We start from the raw sequence: 19,412 nt of genomic DNA, 5'->3' as shown, positions 1-19,412 counted from the left end.
CACTGAGTCCCGGAGCCGTATCCCGGCTCCGGGGCTTTTGCCTGCCTCAGAAGATCTCTCCAGGTGAGGGAAGTTCCGTGCAGTTCCGCCAACAGGCCCTCGCCAAGCTCCAGTCGCCGGAGGAGCTCGACCTTCCGGTGCGCTTCGCCCGCCCCCAGGGCTGGCTCGTGCTGTCCGTGACCGTGGTCGCCATGGCCGCCGCGTCCGTGTGGGCGGTGACCGGTTCGGTCGCCTCCACGGTGAGCGCGCCCGCCATCCTCACCCACGCGGAGGGCAGTTACATCCTCCAGAGCCCGGTCGCGGGCCAGGTCACCCAGGTGATCGCCGAGGAAGGACAGCGGCTGCCCGCCGACTCCCCCGTACTGAAGGTCCGTACCGCCGAGGGCGACACCGTCGTGCGCACGGTCGCCGCGGGCCGGGTCACCGCGCTCGCCGCGACGATCGGGCAGATCATCTCCACCGGCGCGAACGTCGCCGCCGTGGAGAAGGTCGCCCGCGCCTCCGACCCGCTGTACGCCACCGTGTACGTGCCCGCCGAGAACGCGGCCTCCATTCCCGAGAACGCGGCCGTGGACCTGACCGTCTCCTCGGTGCCCACCCAGGAGTACGGCGTCCTGCGCGGCCATGTGCAGTCGGTGGACCGTTCCGCCCAGTCCGCGCAGCAGATCGCCGCGTTCCTCGGTGACAGCCAGCTCGGCGAGCAGTTCACCAAGGACGGCCGGCCGGTGGCGGTCCTGGTGAAGCTGGACAGGTCGAAGGAGACCAAGAGCGGCTACAAGTGGTCGTCCGCCGACGGACCGCCGTTCACCCTCACCTCCATGACCGCGGCCTCGGGCTCGATCCGGCTGGCCGACCAGCGCCCCGTCGATTGGCTGCTGCCGTGAGCACCGCACCGGACACCCGTAGCCGGCGCCGTTCCGCCCCGCCCAAGCGCCGCCCGGTCCCCACGGGGAAGGCGAAGACCGTCCGCACGCCCACCGTCCTCCAGATGGAGGCCGTGGAGTGCGGCGCCGCCTCGCTGGCGATGGTGCTCGGCCACTACGGCAAGCACGTCCCGCTGGAGGAACTGCGCATCGCCTGCGGTGTCTCGCGCGACGGTTCGCGCGCGAGCAACCTGCTCAAGGCGGCCCGCAGTTACGGCCTGACGGCCAAGGGCATGCAGATGGACACGGCCGCGCTCGCCGAGGTGAAGACGCCGGCCGTGCTCTTCTGGGAGTTCAACCACTACGTCGTCTACGACGGCATGGGCCGCCGCTTCGGCCGCCGCGGGGTGTACATCAACGACCCCGGCAAGGGCCGCCGTTTCGTCCCCATGGAGGACTTCGACGGCAGCTTCACCGGTGTCGTCCTGGTGATGGAGCCCGGTGAGGGCTTCACCCGGGGCGGTCGCAAGCCGGGAGTACTGGGCGCGATGCCGGCCCGGCTGCGCGGCACCGCGGGCACCATGCCGGCGGCGGTGCTGGCGAGTCTGCTGCTGGTGCTGGTGGGCGCGACGGTGCCCGCGCTGAGCCGCCAGTACATCGACATGTTCCTGATCGGCGGACAGACCTCGCTGCTCGGCGTGCTGTTCGCGTCGATGGGCGCGAGCGTACTGCTCACCCTGGTGCTGACCTGGCTCCAGCAGGCGAACCTGCTGCACGGCCGGATCATCTCCTCCACCCTCTCCAGCGCCCGCTTCCTGCGGCATCTGCTGCGGCTGCCGGTGACGTTCTTCTCCCAGCGCAGCCCGGCCGACCTGGTGCAGCGCCTGCAGTCCAACGACCAGGTCGCCGAGACCCTGGCCCGCGACCTGGCGGCGGCCGGCGTGGACGCGGTCGTCGTCGTCCTCTACGCGGTCCTCCTCTATACCTACGACCCCCAGCTCACCTATGTCGGCATCGGGGTGGCCCTGCTGAACGTGGTGGCCATGCGGGTCGTCATCCGGCTGCGCGCCACCCGGACGGCGAAGCTGCGCGCCGACAGCGCCCGGCTCACCAACACCGCCTACACCGGTCTCCAGCTGATCGAGACGATGAAGGCGACCGGCGGCGAGGAGGGCTACTTCCGCAAGTGGGCGGGGCAGCACGCCACCACGCTGGAGGAGCAGCAGCGGCTCGGGGTGCCGAGCGCCTGGCTGGGCGTGGTCGCGCCGACGCTCGCCAGTCTGAACAGCGCGCTCATCCTGTGGATCGGCGGCATGCGGGCGGTCGAGGGCGGTATCTCGGTCGGCCTGCTGGTCGCCTTCCAGGCCCTGGTCACCCGCTTCACGGCCCCCATCACCCGCCTCAACGGCGTCGCGAGCCGGATCCAGGACTTCGCGGCCGACGTGGCCCGGCTGAAGGACGTCGAGAACTTCCAGGCCGATCCGCTCTACGGCCGCCGGGGCGGCGGCGACTCCACGCGCCGGCTGCACGGCCATGTCGAGCTGGAGAACATCACCTTCGGCTACAACCCGCTGGACAAACCGCTGCTCTCGGGCTTCGACCTGACCGTGGGCCCGGGCCGGCAGGTCGCCCTGGTCGGCGGATCCGGCAGCGGCAAGTCGACGGTGTCCCGGCTGATCTCGGGTCTGTACGCGCCCTGGGAGGGCGTGATCCGTATCGACGGCCAGCGTCTGGACGACATCCCGCGCGGCGCGCTCGCGTCCTCGGTGTCCTTCGTCGACCAGGACGTGTTCCTGTTCGAGGGCACCATCCGCGACAACATCGCGCTGTGGGACCCGTCGATCCCGGAGGAGGCCGTGATCGACGCCCTCAGGGACGCGGCCCTGTACGACGTGGTGATGCGCCGGCCCGGCGGCATCCAGAGCAAGGTGGAGCAGGACGGGCGCAACTTCTCCGGCGGGCAGCGCCAACGCCTGGAGATCGCGCGGGCGTTGGTGCGCCGGCCGAGCATCCTGGTGCTCGACGAGGTGACCAGCGCGCTGGACGCGGAGACCGAGCTCGTGGTCATGGACAACCTGCGCAAGCGCGGCTGCGCCTGTGTGGTGATCGCACACCGGCTGAGCACCGTGCGCGACAGCGACGAGATCGTCGTACTCGAACACGGCACGATCGTGGAACGCGGGCGGCACGAGGAGCTGGTGGCGCGCGGCGGCGCGTACGCGACGCTGGTCAAGGAACGGTGACATGACCTCCCCAGGTGACATGACCTCCCCCTACGACGGCGACCTCGTTCTCGACGCGCTCGGGGCGATGGGCACGCGGATCGACTGCGCCGGCTTCAACCGCCTCGACCTGGAAGGGCCGCAGGTGCTGTGGCTGGTCGCGTCGGGCGCGGTGGACCTGTTCGCGGTGGACGCCGAGCAGCAGGGCCACTGGCACCATCTGGGCCGTCTGGAACCGGGCGCGCTGCTGCTCGGTCCGGTGGCGGGGCCCCAGCACACTCTGGTGGCCCGGCCGCTCAGGGACTGCGTGGTGCACCGCATCGGGCTGCGCGAGCTGTACGAGCCCGCGCACACCCAGACCTGGTCGTACGACGCGTACGGCAACCCCCAGTACGTGCCGCCGACCACCAGCCCCCTGGAGTACGCCCTCGCGCTCGGTGTCGGCCGCAGCCTGTCCATCCTCTTCCAGGCGCCGATGGCCACCGAGCGGGCCGCGGAGGTGACCGATGAGGACGTCTTCTGGATGCAGGTGCCGCCGGGCAGCGTGCAGTACGGCTCGTTGTACGGCCAGGAGGCGGCCGCCGACCTGCTGATGGATCCCGCGGTGTGGCAGTCCATGGTCGACCAGCAGTACCGGCTGCTGACCACGCTGGACCGCTGGATCGAGCAGGTGGAGCGCACCCACGAGACGCGCACGGCCGCCGGTATCAAGGCCGGTGAGGCCGTCCGCGCCCAGGCGGACCAGACGCTGCTGGCGTCCATCGGCAAGTCCAAACGGCGGACGACGGCCGCCGACGCGGACGCCAGTTACGCGGCCTGCAAGCTGGTCGCCCGGGCGGCCGGGATCCCCCTCGCGGAGCCCGCGCAGAGCGGCACCGAGAGCGACCGCCTCGACCCGATCGAGCGGATCGCCCTCGCCTCGCGCGTGCGGGTGAGGGCGGTGCGCCTGGACGGCCGGTGGTGGCGTGACAACGTCGGGCCGCTGGTGGGCCATCGGGCGCTGTCGGGGGCGCCGGTCGCGCTGTTGTGGCGGCGCGGCGGATATGTGGCGGTGCATCCGGCGACCGGGCGCGAGACGCCGATCGAGAAGGACAACGCGGAGGAGTTCGAGCCGCGTGCGGTGATGTTCTACCGTCCGCTGCCCGACCGTGGGCTCAGTCCGCTCGGGCTGCTCAGGTTCAGCATGCGCGGCACGACGGGCGACATGGCGAACCTGCTGATCAGCATGCTGGTGACGGTGGCGATCGGTGCGCTGGTGCCGATCGCGACGGGCAAGGTGCTCGGCGAGTTCGTGCCGAAGGCGCAGACCGAACTGATCGTGCAGGTGTGCTTGGCCGTCATCGTCAGCAGTGTGGTGGCGGCGGTGTTCATGCTGATGCAGAACCTCACCATGCTGCGTCTGGAGGGCCGGATCGAGGCGACGCTCCAGCCGGCGGTGTGGGACCGGCTGCTGAGGCTGCCGACGAAGTTCTTCACCGAGCGCTCGACGGGCGAACTGGCCAGCCAGGCCATGGGCATCAGTTCGATCCGCCGGATGATGGCGGGCATCGCGCCGACGGTCGCCCAGTCGGTGACCGTAGGAGCGATGAACCTGGGGCTGCTGTTCTGGTTCAGCGCGTCGATGGCTGCGGCCGCGATCGGCATGCTCGTCGTCATCGCCGCGTTGTTCCTCGGGCTCGGGCTGTGGCAGGTGCGCTGGCAGCGGCGTCTGGTGGTGCTCGGCAACAAGCTGAACAACCAGGCGTTCCAGACCCTGCGCGGCCTGCCCAAGCTGCGGGTCGCGGCGGCCGAGAACTACGCGTACGCCGCTTGGGCCTCGGAGTTCGCGCGCAGCCGTGAGCTCCAGCAGAAGGTCGGCCGCATCAAGAACCTCACCGCGGTGGCGGGCGCGGTGTACCTGCCGCTGTGCACCCTGCTGATGTTCATGCTGCTGGCGGGTCCGGCGAAGGGCACGATGTCGGCGGCGGCGTTCCTCACCTTCAACACCTCGGTGACCATGCTGCTGACCTCGGTCACCTCGCTGACCGGCGCCTTCGTCTCAGTGGTGGCCGCGCTGCCGCTGTTCGAGGAGATCAAGCCGGTCCTGGACGCGACGCCCGAGGTGCGCACGGCGAGCACCCGGCCGGGTCCGCTGACCGGCGCGATGGAGGCCCGGCGGCTGTCCTTCCGCTACTCCGACGACGGCCCGCTGGTCCTGGACGACGTGTCGTTCGAGATCCGGCCGGGCGAGTTCGTGGCGATCGTCGGCCCCAGCGGCTGCGGCAAGTCGACCCTGCTCCGACTGCTGATCGGCTTCGACCGCCCGGTCTCCGGGAGCGTGCTCTACGACGGCCAGGACCTGGCCGCTCTCGACCAGTCGGCGGTGCGCCGGCAGTGCGGGGTGGTGCTCCAGCACGCGCAGCCGTTCACCGGGTCCATCCTGGACGTCATCTGCGGGACCGAGCCGTACACGCCGGAGGAGGCGATGGCGGCGGCCGCGATGGCGGGCCTGGCCGAGGACATTCAGCGGATGCCGATGGGGCTGCACACCATCGTCTCGGGCAGCGGCGCGATCTCCGGCGGCCAGCGCCAACGCCTGATGATCGCGCAGGCGTTGATCCGCCGGCCGCGGATCCTGTTCTTCGACGAGGCGACCAGCGCCCTCGACAACGAGACGCAGCGCACGGTGATCGAGTCCACCAAGGCCCTCAACGCCACCCGGATCGTCATCGCCCACCGCCTGTCGACCGTGCTGGACGCCGACCGTGTGATCGTCATGGAGAACGGCAAGGTCGCCCAGCAGGGCCCGCCCGCCCAACTGCTCGCGGACACCGGCGGGCGGCTGCACGAGCTGGTGCGACGGCAGATGGCGTGAGGGGTCAGGCGCCGGGGCCCGGGACCGGCGCGCCCGAGGGGAAGCCGGCGGCGGCATAGGCGTCGTAGACACCCTTCCACGGCGCCGTGACCCCGGCGTGCGGCTCTTCGTACCGCTCGCCCCGTGCCTTGGCGTCGAGGGCTTGGAGGCACATCTCCCAACCGGCGCTGGTACGCGCGGCGGTGTCCTGTGCGGCCAGGACGTTGGTGAGGGTGAAGCGGGTGCGCTTGGCGTCGATCTCCTCCAGGTCGAAGTGGAGTTCGTCGCCGTCCCACGCGTAGGACAGGTGGCGGGGCACGTCGACGGCGATCACCGTGCCCGGGTGGTCCGCCATGTCCGGGTCGTCGGGGAAGGTGACCGTTCCGCCGGGACGCAGCTCGAACTGCGCGCGAAACGGGAACCACGCGGCGAGATGGTCGGCCTCGGTCACGAACTGCCAGACGCGCTCGACGGGGTGGTCGTAGACACGGCTGAAACGGACCGCCGGGCGGCCGTCGTCCAGGGTCAGATAGGTGCCGGTGAGTTCGGTGGCCATGCGGATCAGTCCTTCGGCAAGGGGGTGTCCGGGGGATCCGACGCCGTCTCGTCCAGGCGGCGCCCCAGGGCGTCGAGGCTGTCGTTCCAGAGTTTGCGGTACGGCGCCAGCCAGGCGTCCAGGGTGATGATCGGGCCCGGGTCGAGCGCGTAGACGCGGCGCTGCGCGTCGTGCCGCACCCGGACCAGGCCCGCTTCCCTCAGCACCTTCAGATGCTTCGACGTGCCGGGCTGACTGAGTCCGCAGGCCTCCGCGATCTCGCCGACGGGTCGCGGCCGCTCCAGCAGCAGCGCGACGATCGCGCGCCGGTGCGGGTCGGCGAGGGCGGTCCACAGAGCGGCGTCGGACATGACTCCACCATGCCGCTCCAGTTATATGCCTGTCAAGGAATACATGCCAGGAAGCCCCGCCAAGCGAAACGTTGCCGTTTCGATCGAAGTGGTCTAACCTCGACGTGTACGAAACGGTTTCGTTTACGTGCTCGTAACCCTTGCTTGCCCATACCCCTTCGATCGACTTCCCTGGAGTTGGCCCCGATGTCACAGAAGACCCTGACCGAGAGCGGACAGGCAGGCGCCGTCGAGGCGCCGGCCGCCGCCTCGTCCAAGAAGTGGTGGATCCTCGCGGTCATCGCGCTCGCCCAGCTGATGGTGGTGCTGGACGCCACCATCGTGAATATCGCCCTGCCGTCGGCCCAGGCCGACCTCGGGTTCTCCGACGGCAGCCGGCAGTGGATCGTCACCGCCTACGCGCTGGCCTTCGCCTCCCTGCTCCTGCTCGGCGGACGCATCGCGGACCTCTTCGGACGCAAGCCGGCCTTCCTCATCGGCATCGTCGGCTTCGCCGCGGTCTCCGCCCTCGGCGGCGCCGCCACCAACTTCGAGATGCTGGTCACCGCGCGCGCCCTCCAGGGCGCCTTCGGCGCACTCCTGGCGCCGGCCGCGCTGTCCCTGCTGAACACCACGTTCACCGACGCCCGCGAGCGCGCCAAGGCGTTCAGCGTGTACGGCGCCATCGCCGGCGCGGGCGGCGCGGTGGGTCTGCTGCTGGGCGGCATCCTGACCGACGCCCTGGACTGGCGCTGGACGCTGTACGTGAACGTCGTCATCGCCGTCGTCGCCTTCGCGGGCGGCTGGTTCCTGCTGAACAACCACCGCGACGCCGCGAACTCCAAGCTGGACGTGCCGGGTACCGTCCTGGTCGCCGCCGGTCTGTTCTCCCTGGTCTACGGGTTCTCCAACGCCGAGACGCACGACTGGTCCTCGGTCGCCACCTGGGGCTTCCTGATCGCCGGCGGTGTGCTGCTGGCCGCCTTCACGTGGTGGCAGACCCGGGCCGCGCACCCGCTGCTGCCGCTGCGCATCCTGCTGGACCGCAACCGGGCGGCCTCCTTCCTGGCCGTGCTCATCTCCGGCGCGGGCATGTTCGGTGTGTTCCTCTTCCTCACCTACTACCTCCAGCTGAACCTGGGCTTCAGCCCGACCAAGACCGGTGTGGCGTTCCTTCCGATGGTCGCGGCGCTGATGGTGTCGGCCCAGCTCGGCACCACGAGGGTGGTACCGCGGATCGGCCCCAAGGCCGCCATCCCGCTGGGCTTCGCGATCGCCGCCGTCGGCATGGCCTGGCTGACCGGCATCGGAGTCGCCTCCGACTACGCCACCGCCGTCCTGCCGCAGCTGATCGTGATCGGCGCCGGTCTCGGCCTGGTGATGCCGCCCGCCATGCAGCTGGCCACCGGCGGAGTGGCGGCCGAGGACGCGGGCGTCGCCTCCGCCACGGTCAACGCCATGCAGCAGGTGGGCGGTTCGATCGGTACGGCGTTGCTGAACACGCTGGCCGCGAGCGCCGCCACCGACTACCTGACCGGCAAGGACGCCACGAACAAGCTGGTCCAGGCGCAGGCCACCGTCGAGAGCTACACCACCGCCTTCTGGTGGTCGGCCGGCTTCTTCGCCGCCGGCACGGCGATCGCGTTCCTGCTCTACCGGCGCGGCGTCCCTGAGCAGGACGCCGACGCGGCACCGGTCGTCCACATGTGATCCGTATCCGATCCGTAGGTGATCCGGCCCGGCCGCCACGGTCCGAGGGGCCGCCGTCTTCAGGGAGACGGCGGCCCCTCTCCGCGGCCCGGGCGAGCACCTGATCGTGCCCGGACGGTGGCCGAGGGTGACCTCCCGGCGCGCCCCTGACGTTGGACGGTCCCTGAAGTGGGTACTCACGGGTCCATGCGAATCAGCGTGGTGGATGTGGGGTCGAACACGGTCCGGCTGGTGGTGGCGGACGCGGAGGGCGGGGTGCCACTGCCGGTCCACACCGCCAAGTGGCGGTTGAGACTGTCCGATCAGGTGCGGCCGGGCGGGCCGATTCCGGAGGAGGCGGTGGAGCGGCTGGTCGACGCGGTCTCCGAGGCGAGCCGGACCGCGACCCGGTGGGGTGCGGCGGGCCCGCTGGCCTTCGCCACCGCCGTGGTGCGCGGCGCCCCGAACCGTCAGGAGGTGTTGCGCGCCGTCCGGACGCGCACCGGGGTGGGGCTGTGCACCCTGCCGGGCGAGGTGGAGGCCGAGCTGACCTTCCTCGGGGCGCGGCGCTGGATGGGCTGGCGCTCGGGGCCGCTCGCCCTGCTGGACATCGGGGGCGGCTCGCTGGAGGTGGCCTTCGGCCGGGGGCGGCTTCCGGACTTCGTGGCTTCCCTGCCGCTCGGGGCGGGCCGGCTGACCCATGAGTTCTTCGAGGGGCAGGACCCGCCCTCGCCCGAGCAGATGCGGGCGCTGCGCCGCAAGGTCCGGCATCAGCTGCGGGACGCGTCGGCCCGGATCCGCTGGGAGGGACCGCGCACCGCCGTGGCCACCTCGCGCACCTTCCAGCAGCTGGGCCGACTGTGCGGGGCCCCGCCCGGACGGTACGGCCCGTTCGTGGAACGGCGGTTGCACCGCGAGGACCTGCGCCGCGCCGTCGACCGGCTGTCCGTCCTGCCGGCCGCCGAACGCGCCCTGCTGCCCGGCATCTCCGCCCCGCGCGCCGCGCAGAGCCTGGCCGGCGCGGTGGTCGGCCACACCGCGATGAAGCTGACCGGCATCCGGACCCTCACGCTCTGCCCGTGGGCGATCCGGGAGGGGGTCCTGCTGCGGCACATCGAGGACGGCGCGTCCTGGTGGGCGGAGATCACCCGCCGCAACGAGGAGGCCGCGCCCCCTGACCCGGTGCCGCTGCGCATCGCGAGTTCCACGACCTGAAACGGCCCGGACGGACCGGGGAATCCGACCGAGCCCGGGAATCCGACCGGACCGGGGAATCCGGTCGTACCAGGAGATCCGACCGGGCCGGGGAATCCACAGAGACCGGAGACGAAGACCGGAGACGAACAGAGACCGGAGACGAGGAGCCCGCCATGACCGATCGCGAGACCGATCGCAAGACCGACCGCGACACGACCGACCGCGACATGACCGACTCCGGCAAGAACCGTCGCGACGAGTCGCCCCGCACCGCCTTCGAGGAGGTCGTGCGTGAGACCGAGGACGCCGCGACCCGCACCCGGGACTCCGCCGAGCAGCGGCGCCACCGGGGCGAGGCGTCGGAGGCCATCACCCCCAACACCCGCGCCCAGGAGGAGTCCGAGGGCGACTGACCTACTCGGGCGGCGCGCCCAGCGGCCGGTCGGCGAGGGCGCGCGCCACGCCGTACAGGTTGGCGGCCATGGCCCGGCCCGTCCGGTGCGACCAGGCGCGGCCGCGCTCGTCGTCGAGGTAGTCGGGGCCGGGGCCCGGCCCGAGGTGCCAGTAGGTCCACGCCTGGCCGGGGATCGTGTAGCCGAGGTCGGCGAGCGCACCGGAGATCTCGCTGATCACGTGGTGCGCGCCGTCCTCGTTGCCGGTGACGACCACGCCCGCGACCCGGTTGTAGGCGACCGGCCTGCCCTCGCCGTCGGTCTCGGACATCAGCGCGTCCATCCGCTCCAGCACCCGCTGGGCGACGGAGGAGGGACGGCCCAGCCAGGTCGGCGAGGCGATCACGAGGATCTCCGCGTCGAGCAGCCGGGCGTGGAGGGAGGGCCAGGCGTCGCCGGGCCGCACGGCCTCGCTGACCACCCCGGGTTCGATGTCCAGGTCGACGGCCCGGACGACCTCGACGTCCACGCCCTCCTTCTCCAGCGACTCCACGACCACGTGCGCCAGCGCCTCGGTGTTGGAGGGGTCCGGCGACCGCTTGAGCGTGCAGTTGATCACTAGTGCCTTCATGCCGACCCGGAGTACCCCCTGCGGGCGGCTCCACGCGGGCGGGTGGCGCGACACGGGTGGGGTACCCGGCGCGCATGCCACACGAGAGTCGGGAACCACGACTGCCGGGCTCGCGGGGCCCCGTCTCCGCGGCCGTCGCGGAGCACCTGCGGGGTGCCGGACCCCTCCCACGTGCCGAGGAGATCGCGGCCGCGGCCGTCTACGGCGACGATCTCCAGCTCGCCCTGTACCTCTGCTACGAGCTGCACTACCGCGGCTTCGCCGGCGTGTCCCCGGACCGCGAGTGGGACCCCGAGGTGCTGCGCGTCCGGGCCGCGCTGGAGCACCGCTTCCTGTCGGCCCTGCGCGCCGACACCACCGTCCACGACAGCGTCGACGACGCCCTGGCGGAGCTGCTGGTCGAACCCGTCGAGGGCAGCGGGGTCACCCATTACCTGCGCGAGGAGGGCGAGTTGTGGCAGCTGCGCGAGTACGCGGCGCAGCGCTCGCTCTACCACCTCAAGGAGGCCGACCCGCACGCCTGGGTGCTGCCCCGGCTGTGGGGCCGGGCCAAGGCGGGCATGGCGGCGGTGGAGTTCGACGAGTACGGCGGCGGCCGCCCCGACCGGGTGCACGCCAAGCTGTTCGCCGACCTGATGACGGACCTGGGCCTGGACACGACGTACGGCCGCTATCTCGACGCGGCCTCCGCGGAGCTGCTGGCCACGGTCAACCTGATGTCCCTCTTCGGCCTGCACCGGTCCCTGCGGGGCGCGCTGGTGGGTCACTTCGCGGCCGTGGAGATCACCTCCTCGCCGGGCTCACGACGGCTGGCCGAGGCGATGCGGCGCACGGACGCCGGCCCGGCCGCCGCGTTCTTCTACGACGAGCACGTCGAGGCCGACGCCGTCCACGAGCAGGTCGTCCGCCATGACGTCATCGGCGGACTGCTGGCCCAGGAGCCGCAGCTCGCCCCCGACGTGGCCTTCGGAATCGACGCCACCGGGCACGTCGAGGACCGTTTCGCCGCGCAGGTGCTGGGTGCCTGGCGGGCAGGACGCTCGTCGCTGCGTACGCCCCTGGGCGCGGCACCGGACACGACACCGGAAACACCAGCGCACACCGGAATCTCCGATATCTCCTGAATGTCGGGGTACTCGATCCACGTGAATCCTCTGATGCTGCCGCTGGTCCTCCCGGGCGTGTACGCCCCGCAGGAGGACACCGCCCTGCTGGCCGGGGCCCTGTCCGAAGAGTCGCTGCCGCCCGGCGCGGACGTCCTCGACGTGGGTACCGGGAGCGGGGCGCTGGCCATCGAGGCCGCGCGTCGCGGGACCCGGGTGACCGCGGTGGACGTGTCCTGGCGCGCGGTGTGCACGGCACGGCTGAACGCCTGGGTGGCCGGGGTGCCGCTCCGGGTGCGGCGCGGGAACCTCTTCACACCCGCCCAGGACCGCCTGTACGACCTCATCCTCACCAACCCGCCGTACGTGCCGGCCCCCATGGGCGCCCGACCGCCCCGGGGCAGCGCCCGGGCCTGGGACGCGGGCCGCGACGGGCGGCTCGTCCTGGACCGGATCTGCGGGGAGGCGCCGACGCTGCTGCGACCCGGGGGCGTCCTGCTGATGGTGCACTCCGCGCTGAGCGATCCGGGACGCACCCTCGACCGGCTGCGCGCGGCCGGCCTGAAGGCATCCGTGACCCGCCGGACCCGGATCGCGTTCGGTCCCGTACTGCGGGGCCGGGAGGACTGGTTGCGCCGGCGCGGGCTGCTCTCCCCCACCGACGAGAACGAGGAACTGGTGGTCGTCCGTGCCGAACTCCCCGTCTGAGCGGCCCCGTCGGATCACCGTGCGGCGCAAGGGCCCGCTGCTGGTGGAAGGTCCGGTGGAAGTGGAACTGGAGGACGGCACCACGGTCGCCTCCGACCGCTTCCGGGTGGCTCTGTGCACCTGTCGCCGCAGTCGGCGCTATCCGTGGTGCGACACCAGCCACCGGGACCGCACCCAGGGGTAGTTGACCCCTGCACGTGAATTGTCAATCCTATTGACAGAAATTCACCAGGTCGAGTGAACCAGATCTTGCGGGTCTCTCCACAGGGATGTAGCGGACCCGGCCGGGGTAACTACCGAGACCACATGCGTGCCCCGCCGAGGTGGAGAGGACATGACGCCCGACGCCGACGAACCCGACGCCGACGAGCCCGTCCCCGCAGCACCCGTGACTAACCAGTACGCCCGCACCCGGGTCGGCGGTCCCTTCACGGTGGTCGAGGTCTCGGGCGAGATAGACGTGGCGACCGCCCACCTCCTCGCCGATCACCTGGACGCGGCGACCTCGGGCCCCGGGCCGGACGTCCTGGTGGATCTGCGGTACGTGGACTTCTTCGACTGCTCGGGGCTGCGGGTGCTGTGCCGCGCGGACCGGCGGGCCAGGGAGCGCGACGGGCGGCTCCGTGTCGTCACGGACCAGCCGCGCGTGCTGCGGCTGTTGCGCGCCTCGGGCCTGTCGGGCCGCTTCCCTCCCCTGCCCCGGCTGCCCGACGAGGCGGGCTGAGGCCAAGAGGTCGGCGGACGGCCCCACTCCGTCCGCCGACCCCCGGTGCGGGATCACAGGTCCCCGTGACAGGAGCTCGCACTCCCCGGTCACGGGCCTCCTGAAGGGTTCACGGGGGCCACGGGATCCCGGTCTCAGAACGTGAAGACACCGCTCCCGTAGGAGTTCTTCACGCACTCGTTGCCGAAGACGCGCTCATAGGAGACGCGCTGCCCCCTCCAGACACCGTCCACGGTGACCACCACGGGGTCGTACTGCTTGGTGCAGCGGATGTCGCTTCCGGGCGTCAGGGCGTCGATGTCGCCGTCGACGGCGCGCAGTTGGGCGCAGGCCAGGGCGGCCGCGGGATGGGTGCCGGAGGCGGTCGGTGCGCAGGTCAGGGTGACCGCGCGTTCCGGAGTGGCGAGGGCCGCGCTGTCGCCGTGGCCCACGGTGAGCACCAGGGCCGAGGGGGCGTAGAGCGCGGACGGGGTGGGCTGGGCGGCGAGCGCGGCTCCCGTGAGGGGGCCGCCGACGACGGTGGCCGTGAGGGCGAGGGTCGTCGCCCAGCGCGCGGTGTTCCGCATCGTGTGCATCCTTCCGCTGGATTCGAGGGTGTGCCACGGCCGGCCCGGTCGGTGCCGACTGCGGCGAGCGCGAGTCTGCCGAGTCCGCCACCGAAACTCACATCGACCCCACGGGTTTCAGTAACCTTGCGTATTGAATCAGTGGCGTGAAGTAACGGAATTCGAACGCCAAGACCCCCGAAGCGAGCGGCTCTTGATCGGCCCGTCCGGCCGGATGGCCGGATCTCCCCCGCTCGGCAATAGGCCTGAAACATTCCGCTTTTCAGCCCTGAGCGCACCCGGGGCACAGGTTCTTGCGTTCCCGTCCACGCGGAGTAATGGTAATTACATGATTACTTCAGAGCAGCAAGAGAAGCTGCGCGGCTGGTTCGCCGGCCGCCTGCCGGACGATCTGTTCGAGGAGCTCGTCGAGGTGACGGTCGACCGCGAGGAGATCACCGTCATCGGCCGTGTTCCCGAACCCCGGCTGGTCGAGGACGCCCCGGCCGCCGAGCGGGAGGCCGCCGTACAGGGCCGGATCCAGGAGTTCCGGGAGCGCACCCGTGACGCCCGGATCGCGGTGGCACGCGACGCCGAGCACCGGTACGGCCGGAAGGTCTCCTGGGGTGTGGAGTGCGGCTCGGAGCGCGCCCTGTTCACGCATGTCGCGGCCCCCGTCATGACCCGGCTGCGGCAGCCCGAGCGTCAGGTCCTGGACACCCTCATCGCCGGCGGGGTGGCCCGCAGCCGCAGCGACGCCCTCGCCTGGTGCGTGCGCCTGGTCCAGCGCCACACCGACGACTGGCTCGCCGAGCTCCGGGAGTCCCTGGAACACGTCCAGCGGGTACGGGCACAGGGACCCGACGCCGAGCCCGAGGACACTCCGGCCGACGAGGAGTGAGCGCCGAGTGGACGAGGCCGGTGGGCGGGGCCGGTGGGTGATGACCCCGGTGGATGGCTCGGGTGGATGACTCGGGTCGATCACTCCGGTCGATGACTCCGGTGGATGATTCGCACACCAGAAGGCCGGAAGATGGATGAAACGCCTTCTGTTCCGAGCCCGTTGCGCCGCCGTACGGTCGGCGGACCGCCGAGAGGACGGGCTCCGTCACCGCCGCACACCCCGGCGTCGGCGACCGCCCGTCCCCACCGCCGCGCCACCCCGCGCTCCACCGCCCCGTCCCCGCTGGAGCCCCCGTGTCCCCGCAGCCCGAACATTCCGACCGGCCCGAACAGCCCGCGCCACCCGAGCAGTCCGGCGCCGCCGTCTCCCCCGCCGCCCCGCCCTCGCCCCCTTCCCTCACCGAGGTCGAGACCCACGGCGTGGAGCGCATCCCGGACGCGGACCGCACCGCGCGTCCGCTCGATCTGTTCCGCCTCGCGTTCGGCGGCGCCAACACCTTCTCCACCTGTGTCCTCGGCGCCTTCCCGATCCTGTTCGGCCTCTCCTTCTGGCAGGGCCTCGCCGCCACCCTCCTCGGCGTGGTCGTCGGCGCGCTGATCCTGTGTCCGATGGCGGTGTTCGGGCCGGTCAACGGCACCAACAACGCCGTCTCCTCGTCGGCGCACCTCGGTGTGCACGGCCGGGTGGTCGGCTCGTTCCTGTCGCTGCTCACCGCCGTCGCGTTCTTCTCCATCTCGGTGTGGAGCTCCGGCGACGCCCTGGTCGGCGGCGCCCACCGGCTCTTCGGCCTGGAGCGCGACGACGTGTCCTACGGCGTGGCGTACGCGCTGTTCGCCGGGCTGGTGCTCGTGGTGTGCGTCTACGGCTTCCGGTTCATGCTGTGGGTCAACAAGGTCGCGGTGGCCTCGGCGACCGTGCTGTTCCTGCTGGGCGCGGTCGCCTTCGCCGGTGACTTCGACCCGTCGTACGCGGGCGTCTTCACGGAGTCGGCGGACGCGGCGACCGACGCGCTGTTCTGGCCGTCGTTCATCGGCGCGGCGCTGATCGTGCTGTCGAACCCGGTCTCCTTCGGCGCCTTCCTGGGCGACTGGTCGCGCTACATCCCGGCGAGCACCCCGCGCCGTCGGGTGGTCGGCGCCGCCTTCCTCTCCCAGATCGCGACCCTGGTGCCGTTCGTCTTCGGGCTGGCGACCGCGAGCATCATCGCCGCGCAGGCGCCGCGGTACGTCGACCCGGCGGCCCCCGACTTCGTGGGCGGGCTGCTGGCGATCTCGCCGGGCTGGTTCTTCCTGCCGGTGTGTCTGCTGGCCCTGATCGGCGGGATGTCGACGGGGACGACCGCCCTGTACGGCACGGGGCTCGACTTCTCCTCGGTGTTCCCGCGGCTGTCCCGGGTGCGGGCGACGGTGCTGGTCGGGGCGCTGTCGATCGTGTTCATCTTCGTCGGACGGTTCGAACTGGACCTCGTGCAGTCGATCTCGACCTTCGCCACCATGATCGTCACGTGTACGACGCCCTGGATGGTCGTGATGATGCTGGGCTACCTCACCCGGCGCGGCTGGTACGACCCGGACGCCCTTCAGGTCTTCAACCGCCGTCAGCGCGGCGGCCGTTACTGGTTCGCGCACGGCTGGAACTGGCGGGGTATGACCGCCTGGTGGGTGTCGGCCCTGATCGGGGTGCTCTTCACCAACATCCCGGGCCAGTTCGTCGGACCGCTCGGGGATCTCGCCGACGGTGTGGACATCGGACTGCCGCTGTCGCTGGTCGTGGCCGCGGTGCTGTTCCTGACGCTGCTGCGGCTCTTCCCCGAGCCGCGGGCGGTGTACGGCCCCGAGGGCGCGCGGCTGGTCCGCACGGTGGACGTGCCGGTGCCGCCGATCACCGGTCCGGGGAGCCCCGACGGCGAGACCGTCCCCTCGGCCACGTCCCGGGCCTGACCTCGGTGCCGTACCGGCCAGTATGGTCGGGGCGACGCGGCTCGACGAGGAGAGGCTGGGCGCACGGATGGCCAAGCACTGGGCGGACTTCCAGTACGAGATCTACCTGAACGGGATGTCGGGTGCCGTGCCGCGCCTGCCCACCGATCTGACGCGGCTGGAGGAGCTCACCGAGCAGCGGCTCGGTCCCGGTCCGGTCGGCTATGTGGCGGGCAGCGCGGGCGACGGCAGTACGGCTCGGGCCAACCGGGCGGCTCTGGAGCGGCGCCGGATCGTGCCGCGCATGCTGCGGGACGTGCACGAACGGGACCTGTCCGTCGAGGTGTTGGGGCGGACACTGCCCGCCCCGCTGGCCCTGGCACCGGTCGGCGTGCTGTCGATCATGCACCCGGACGCCGAGCCGGCCGCCGCCCGGGCCGCGGCGGCGCAGGGAGTGCCGTACATCCTGTCGTCGGCGTCCAGCACCCCGATGGAGCAGGTCGCGGAGGCGATGGGGGACGCCGAGCGGTGGTTCCAGCTGTACTGGCCCAAGGATCCCGAGGTGGCCCGGAGTTTCCTGGACCGGGCGAAGGCGGCCGGGTTCACCGTCCTCGTCGTCACCCTGGACACCCCGATGCTGTCCTGGCGGCCGCGCGATCTCGACCAGGCGTATCTGCCGTTCCTGCGCGGGGTGGGCACCGCCAACTACTTCTCCGACCCGGCGTTCCAAGCGGGGCTGGCCAAGCCGGTGCACGAGGATCCGAACGCGGCCGTGATGCACTTCGTCGGCATGTTCTCCGATCCCGCCAAGACCTGGCCGGACCTGGCGTTCCTGCGCGAGAACTGGGGCGGCCCGATCGTCCTCAAGGGCGTCCTGCACCCGGACGACGCCCGGCTCGCCGCCGACGCCGGGATGGACGGCGTGGTGGTGTCCAACCACGGCGGCCGCCAGGTGGCCGGCGCGGTCGCGGCCGCCGACGCGCTGCCGCGGGTCGTGGAAGCGGTCGGCGACCGGCTGACGGTCCTGTTCGACAGCGGGGTCCGCACCGGCGACGACGTCTTCAAGGCCCTGGCGCTCGGCGCGCGGGCGGTGCTCGTGGGACGCCCGTACGTCTACGGCCTCGGGCTCGACGGACAGGCGGGCGTCGAGCACGTCGTCCGCTGTCTGCTGGCGGAGCTGGACCTCACCCTCGCGCTGTCCGGCCATGCCGGGCCGGCCACGGTGGGCCCCGGGGACCTCGTCGAGGATCCGGCCTGACCGTCGGCCGCGCGGGGCGGTGACGTGCGCCGCCCCGCGGGCCGTGCCGTGCCTCAGCAGGCGATGACGTACCAGACCGGCGTCCAGTTCACCGTGCGAGACTGGTACGCCTTGGAGGTGAAGAGAAGCTTGTGGTTCTTGTCGTAGAACTTCGCCACCGTGCCCGGCGTCTGGTTGTTGATCAGGGGCCCCGAGCCGATCAGGTTGGGCAGCTGGAACTCGAAGTCACAGGTCTTGTACCGGAACCAGCTGCCGTTGGCGGCCTGCCCGCAGACGAAGTAGTACGGGCAGTCCAGCTGGGCGCCCGCCGGGGCCGCCGAGGCCGACGAGGCGCCGATCAGCGATCCCGCCGTCAGCGTCCCGGCGGCGAGCAGGGTCGCGGCCAGTTTGCGAAGTGCCATGAGTGTGTTCCCCCTGAATCGTGCTGGATCTTGTGGTCGGTGGGCCACGGTTCCGGCCCCACCGACAGCGTGGGCCGCGTGGTGCCGGGGGCGCCATGTGTTTCAGGGAGGCCCGAAAACCTCAGGTGAGGGACGTGCCGAGGGGCACCCGCCCGCTGAGCAGGGCGCTGCCGAGGGGCGTGAGACTGTGCAGGACCTGGTTTCCCTCCCGTCGGCTGCGCACCAGGTTGGCGGCGGCCAGGACGTGCACGTGCTGGCTGGCCGAGGCCGGTGACACCCGCAGGCGGCGGGCCAGCTCCCCGGTCGTCGCCGTGTCGTCCAGCGCCGCCAGCACCCGGGCACGGGTGCGGCCCAGCAGGGCGGGCAGAGCCTGCCGGTCGTCCCGGGCCGCGCCCGGGGTGCCGTGGTCGACGGGATAGACCAGGACCGGCCTCAGTTCCGGGTCGACGAACGCGACCGGGGTGCGCCAGCAGAAGTACGACGGGATGAGCCGCAGGCCCCGGCCGTTCAGACGCAGGTCGCGGTCGACCGGGTAGTCGGCGTGCAGCACCGGCGGATCCCACCGTACGGCGGTGCACAGCGAGCCGAGCAGCCCGTGCACACCGCCGTCCCGCAGCGTCCGGGCGCGCAGGGCACGGTCCGCCTCGACCAGGGCGGCGGCCTCCGGCCAGTGCGGAGCGCTGACCGCCTCGTGCACGGCGCGCAGCGCGTCCGTGAGCTCGGCCATCCGGTCCCGGTCGCCGGCCGCCAGGTCCCGCAGCCACAGGGGTGCCGGCCCGCGCCGGGCGGGTACTGGGAGCCACCGCAGTTCGCGCCGCAGACGCCCGAGCGGGGTGCCCCGGACGGCGTCCAGCCCGGCATCGAGTCCGGATGCGGCCGCCGCCGGGGTGAGAAAGTCCGGGAAGGCCCCGCTGCTCGGCACCAGAGCGGACAACATCCGTACGGCGCCTTCCAGTTGACGCTGCGTCACGACCTCACCCGCCTGCCGCCGCCAGAGCCGGAAGACACGGGCGCCCCGCCCCGGACAGGTCAGTTGCTGAAGCCCCAGCACCGTCTCCCACAGGGGGTCGAGCTCGGTGGCGACCTGGACGCGCGCCAGGTCCTCGGCGGTGAAGTGAACGCGTAACACGGTCCTGCC

The 19,412-nt window shown here is 71.8% G+C and carries 19 protein-coding genes; 13 read left to right on the top strand and 6 right to left on the bottom strand.

Features of this window, described 5'->3' with window-relative positions:
- Window positions 1-77 precede the first annotated feature (77 nt).
- Genes K4B79_RS07690 through K4B79_RS07680 form a run of 3 tightly spaced genes read left to right on the top strand, consistent with a single transcriptional unit; the run spans window position 78 to window position 5,939 of the window.
- Window positions 78-884, top strand: coding sequence for an HlyD family efflux transporter periplasmic adaptor subunit (locus tag K4B79_RS07690; protein WP_232025545.1), 807 nt, complete (start codon window positions 78-80; stop codon window positions 882-884).
- Window positions 881-3,106, top strand: a complete 2,226-nt coding sequence (locus K4B79_RS07685; RefSeq protein WP_232025544.1) for an NHLP family bacteriocin export ABC transporter peptidase/permease/ATPase subunit — start codon at window positions 881-883, stop codon at window positions 3,104-3,106. Before K4B79_RS07690 ends, K4B79_RS07685 begins: the two co-directional genes overlap by 4 nt.
- Before the next feature lie 19 nt (window positions 3,107-3,125).
- A complete protein-coding gene (locus K4B79_RS07680; RefSeq protein ID WP_232026218.1) occupies window positions 3,126-5,939 on the top strand; it encodes an NHLP bacteriocin export ABC transporter permease/ATPase subunit in 2,814 nt (937 codons plus the stop codon).
- Window positions 5,940-5,943: 4 nt separating this feature from the next.
- Here the strand turns inward: K4B79_RS07680 and K4B79_RS07675 are convergent, their stop codons facing one another.
- Together K4B79_RS07675 and K4B79_RS07670 are read right to left on the bottom strand one after the other, a co-directional pair.
- The gene (locus K4B79_RS07675; protein WP_232025543.1) at window positions 5,944-6,474 is read right to left on the bottom strand and encodes an SRPBCC family protein; all 531 of its coding nucleotides are present in this window, start codon (window positions 6,472-6,474) and stop codon (window positions 5,944-5,946) included.
- A gap of 5 nt (window positions 6,475-6,479) precedes the next feature.
- Complete coding sequence (locus K4B79_RS07670) at window positions 6,480-6,824, bottom strand: ArsR/SmtB family transcription factor (RefSeq protein ID WP_232025542.1); 345 nt, start codon at window positions 6,822-6,824, stop codon at window positions 6,480-6,482.
- 186 nt (window positions 6,825-7,010) lie between these two features.
- Between K4B79_RS07670 and K4B79_RS07665 the strand changes: the two genes are divergently transcribed.
- The 3 genes from K4B79_RS07665 to K4B79_RS07655 all read left to right on the top strand — a co-directional run bounded on the left by K4B79_RS07665 (window position 7,011) and on the right by K4B79_RS07655 (window position 10,102).
- The gene (locus tag K4B79_RS07665) at window positions 7,011-8,513 is read left to right on the top strand and encodes an MFS transporter (RefSeq protein WP_232025541.1); all 1,503 of its coding nucleotides are present in this window, start codon (window positions 7,011-7,013) and stop codon (window positions 8,511-8,513) included.
- Between the two features lie 186 nt (window positions 8,514-8,699).
- Entirely contained in the window at window positions 8,700-9,707 is a 1,008-nt protein-coding gene (locus K4B79_RS07660) for a Ppx/GppA phosphatase family protein (protein ID WP_232025540.1), read from the top strand.
- Between the two features lie 155 nt (window positions 9,708-9,862).
- On the top strand, window positions 9,863-10,102 hold the full coding sequence (locus K4B79_RS07655) for a hypothetical protein (RefSeq protein ID WP_308280418.1): 240 nt from the start codon (window positions 9,863-9,865) through the stop codon (window positions 10,100-10,102).
- A gap of 1 nt (window position 10,103) precedes the next feature.
- On the opposite strand, the gene K4B79_RS07650 is transcribed toward K4B79_RS07655, so the two are convergent.
- The gene (locus tag K4B79_RS07650; RefSeq protein ID WP_232025539.1) at window positions 10,104-10,712 is read right to left on the bottom strand and encodes a flavodoxin family protein; all 609 of its coding nucleotides are present in this window, start codon (window positions 10,710-10,712) and stop codon (window positions 10,104-10,106) included.
- A gap of 74 nt (window positions 10,713-10,786) precedes the next feature.
- On the opposite strand from K4B79_RS07650, the gene K4B79_RS07645 reads away from it, so the two are divergent.
- The 4 genes from K4B79_RS07645 to K4B79_RS07630 all read left to right on the top strand — a co-directional run bounded on the left by K4B79_RS07645 (window position 10,787) and on the right by K4B79_RS07630 (window position 13,247).
- Window positions 10,787-11,836: an iron-containing redox enzyme family protein gene (locus K4B79_RS07645; protein ID WP_232025538.1), complete on the top strand. Its 1,050-nt coding sequence runs from the start codon at window positions 10,787-10,789 to the stop codon at window positions 11,834-11,836.
- Complete coding sequence (locus K4B79_RS07640) at window positions 11,837-12,523, top strand: HemK2/MTQ2 family protein methyltransferase (RefSeq protein ID WP_374208432.1); 687 nt, start codon at window positions 11,837-11,839, stop codon at window positions 12,521-12,523.
- Window positions 12,504-12,707, top strand: coding sequence for a CDGSH iron-sulfur domain-containing protein (locus K4B79_RS07635; protein WP_232025537.1), 204 nt, complete (start codon window positions 12,504-12,506; stop codon window positions 12,705-12,707). Before K4B79_RS07640 ends, K4B79_RS07635 begins: the two co-directional genes overlap by 20 nt.
- Window positions 12,708-12,857: 150 nt before the next feature.
- A complete protein-coding gene (locus tag K4B79_RS07630; RefSeq protein WP_232025536.1) occupies window positions 12,858-13,247 on the top strand; it encodes an anti-sigma factor antagonist in 390 nt (129 codons plus the stop codon).
- A gap of 134 nt (window positions 13,248-13,381) precedes the next feature.
- Here the strand turns inward: K4B79_RS07630 and K4B79_RS07625 are convergent, their stop codons facing one another.
- Window positions 13,382-13,813 (bottom strand): subtilase-type protease inhibitor, encoded by a 432-nt coding sequence (locus tag K4B79_RS07625; protein WP_232025535.1) that lies wholly within the window; start codon window positions 13,811-13,813, stop codon window positions 13,382-13,384.
- A gap of 328 nt (window positions 13,814-14,141) precedes the next feature.
- Here K4B79_RS07625 and K4B79_RS07620 point away from each other — a divergent pair, with 328 nt between their 5' ends.
- The 3 genes from K4B79_RS07620 (at window position 14,142) to K4B79_RS07610 (ending at window position 17,873) form a co-directional block, all read left to right on the top strand.
- Window positions 14,142-14,693 carry a hypothetical protein gene (locus tag K4B79_RS07620; RefSeq protein ID WP_232025534.1) on the top strand — a complete coding sequence of 184 codons (552 nt, stop codon included), beginning with the start codon at window positions 14,142-14,144 and terminating at the stop codon, window positions 14,691-14,693.
- A 296-nt stretch (window positions 14,694-14,989) separates the two neighbouring features.
- Window positions 14,990-16,636, top strand: coding sequence for a purine-cytosine permease family protein (locus tag K4B79_RS07615; protein ID WP_374208431.1), 1,647 nt, complete (start codon window positions 14,990-14,992; stop codon window positions 16,634-16,636).
- 67 nt (window positions 16,637-16,703) lie between these two features.
- A complete protein-coding gene (locus K4B79_RS07610; protein ID WP_232026214.1) occupies window positions 16,704-17,873 on the top strand; it encodes a lactate 2-monooxygenase in 1,170 nt (389 codons plus the stop codon).
- Between the two features lie 53 nt (window positions 17,874-17,926).
- Here the strand turns inward: K4B79_RS07610 and K4B79_RS07605 are convergent, their stop codons facing one another.
- A complete protein-coding gene (locus K4B79_RS07605; protein WP_232025533.1) occupies window positions 17,927-18,274 on the bottom strand; it encodes a hypothetical protein in 348 nt (115 codons plus the stop codon).
- A 121-nt stretch (window positions 18,275-18,395) separates the two neighbouring features.
- Window positions 18,396-19,403: an ArsR/SmtB family transcription factor gene (locus tag K4B79_RS07600; protein WP_232025532.1), complete on the bottom strand. Its 1,008-nt coding sequence runs from the start codon at window positions 19,401-19,403 to the stop codon at window positions 18,396-18,398.
- Window positions 19,404-19,412: the final 9 nt, after the last annotated feature.

Source organism: Streptomyces lincolnensis (assembly GCF_021173675.1).
Taxonomy (GTDB): Bacteria; Actinomycetota; Actinomycetes; order Streptomycetales; family Streptomycetaceae; genus Streptomyces; species Streptomyces lincolnensis_B.
This window is presented reverse-complemented; position numbering and strand designations above follow the sequence as displayed.

Bases quoted from the DNA above. Each gene is read 5' to 3' on its own strand.
- K4B79_RS07620 (WP_232025534.1), top strand. From the start codon at position 14,142: ATGATTACTTCAGAGCAGCAAGAGAAGCTGCGCGGCTGGTTCGCCGGC.
- K4B79_RS07650 (WP_232025539.1), bottom strand. From the start codon at position 10,712: ATGAAGGCACTAGTGATCAACTGCACGCTCAAGCGGTCGCCGGACCCC.
- K4B79_RS07610 (WP_232026214.1), top strand. From the start codon at position 16,704: ATGGCCAAGCACTGGGCGGACTTCCAGTACGAGATCTACCTGAACGGG.
- K4B79_RS07670 (WP_232025542.1), bottom strand. From the start codon at position 6,824: ATGTCCGACGCCGCTCTGTGGACCGCCCTCGCCGACCCGCACCGGCGC.
- K4B79_RS07625 (WP_232025535.1), bottom strand. From the start codon at position 13,813: ATGCGGAACACCGCGCGCTGGGCGACGACCCTCGCCCTCACGGCCACC.
- K4B79_RS07630 (WP_232025536.1), top strand. From the start codon at position 12,858: ATGACGCCCGACGCCGACGAACCCGACGCCGACGAGCCCGTCCCCGCA.
- K4B79_RS07665 (WP_232025541.1), top strand. From the start codon at position 7,011: ATGTCACAGAAGACCCTGACCGAGAGCGGACAGGCAGGCGCCGTCGAG.
- K4B79_RS07655 (WP_308280418.1), top strand. From the start codon at position 9,863: ATGACCGATCGCGAGACCGATCGCAAGACCGACCGCGACACGACCGAC.
- K4B79_RS07660 (WP_232025540.1), top strand. From the start codon at position 8,700: ATGCGAATCAGCGTGGTGGATGTGGGGTCGAACACGGTCCGGCTGGTG.
- K4B79_RS07645 (WP_232025538.1), top strand. From the start codon at position 10,787: ATGCCACACGAGAGTCGGGAACCACGACTGCCGGGCTCGCGGGGCCCC.
- K4B79_RS07640 (WP_374208432.1), top strand. From the start codon at position 11,837: ATGTCGGGGTACTCGATCCACGTGAATCCTCTGATGCTGCCGCTGGTC.
- K4B79_RS07605 (WP_232025533.1), bottom strand. From the start codon at position 18,274: ATGGCACTTCGCAAACTGGCCGCGACCCTGCTCGCCGCCGGGACGCTG.
- K4B79_RS07680 (WP_232026218.1), top strand. From the start codon at position 3,126: ATGACCTCCCCCTACGACGGCGACCTCGTTCTCGACGCGCTCGGGGCG.
- K4B79_RS07675 (WP_232025543.1), bottom strand. From the start codon at position 6,474: ATGGCCACCGAACTCACCGGCACCTATCTGACCCTGGACGACGGCCGC.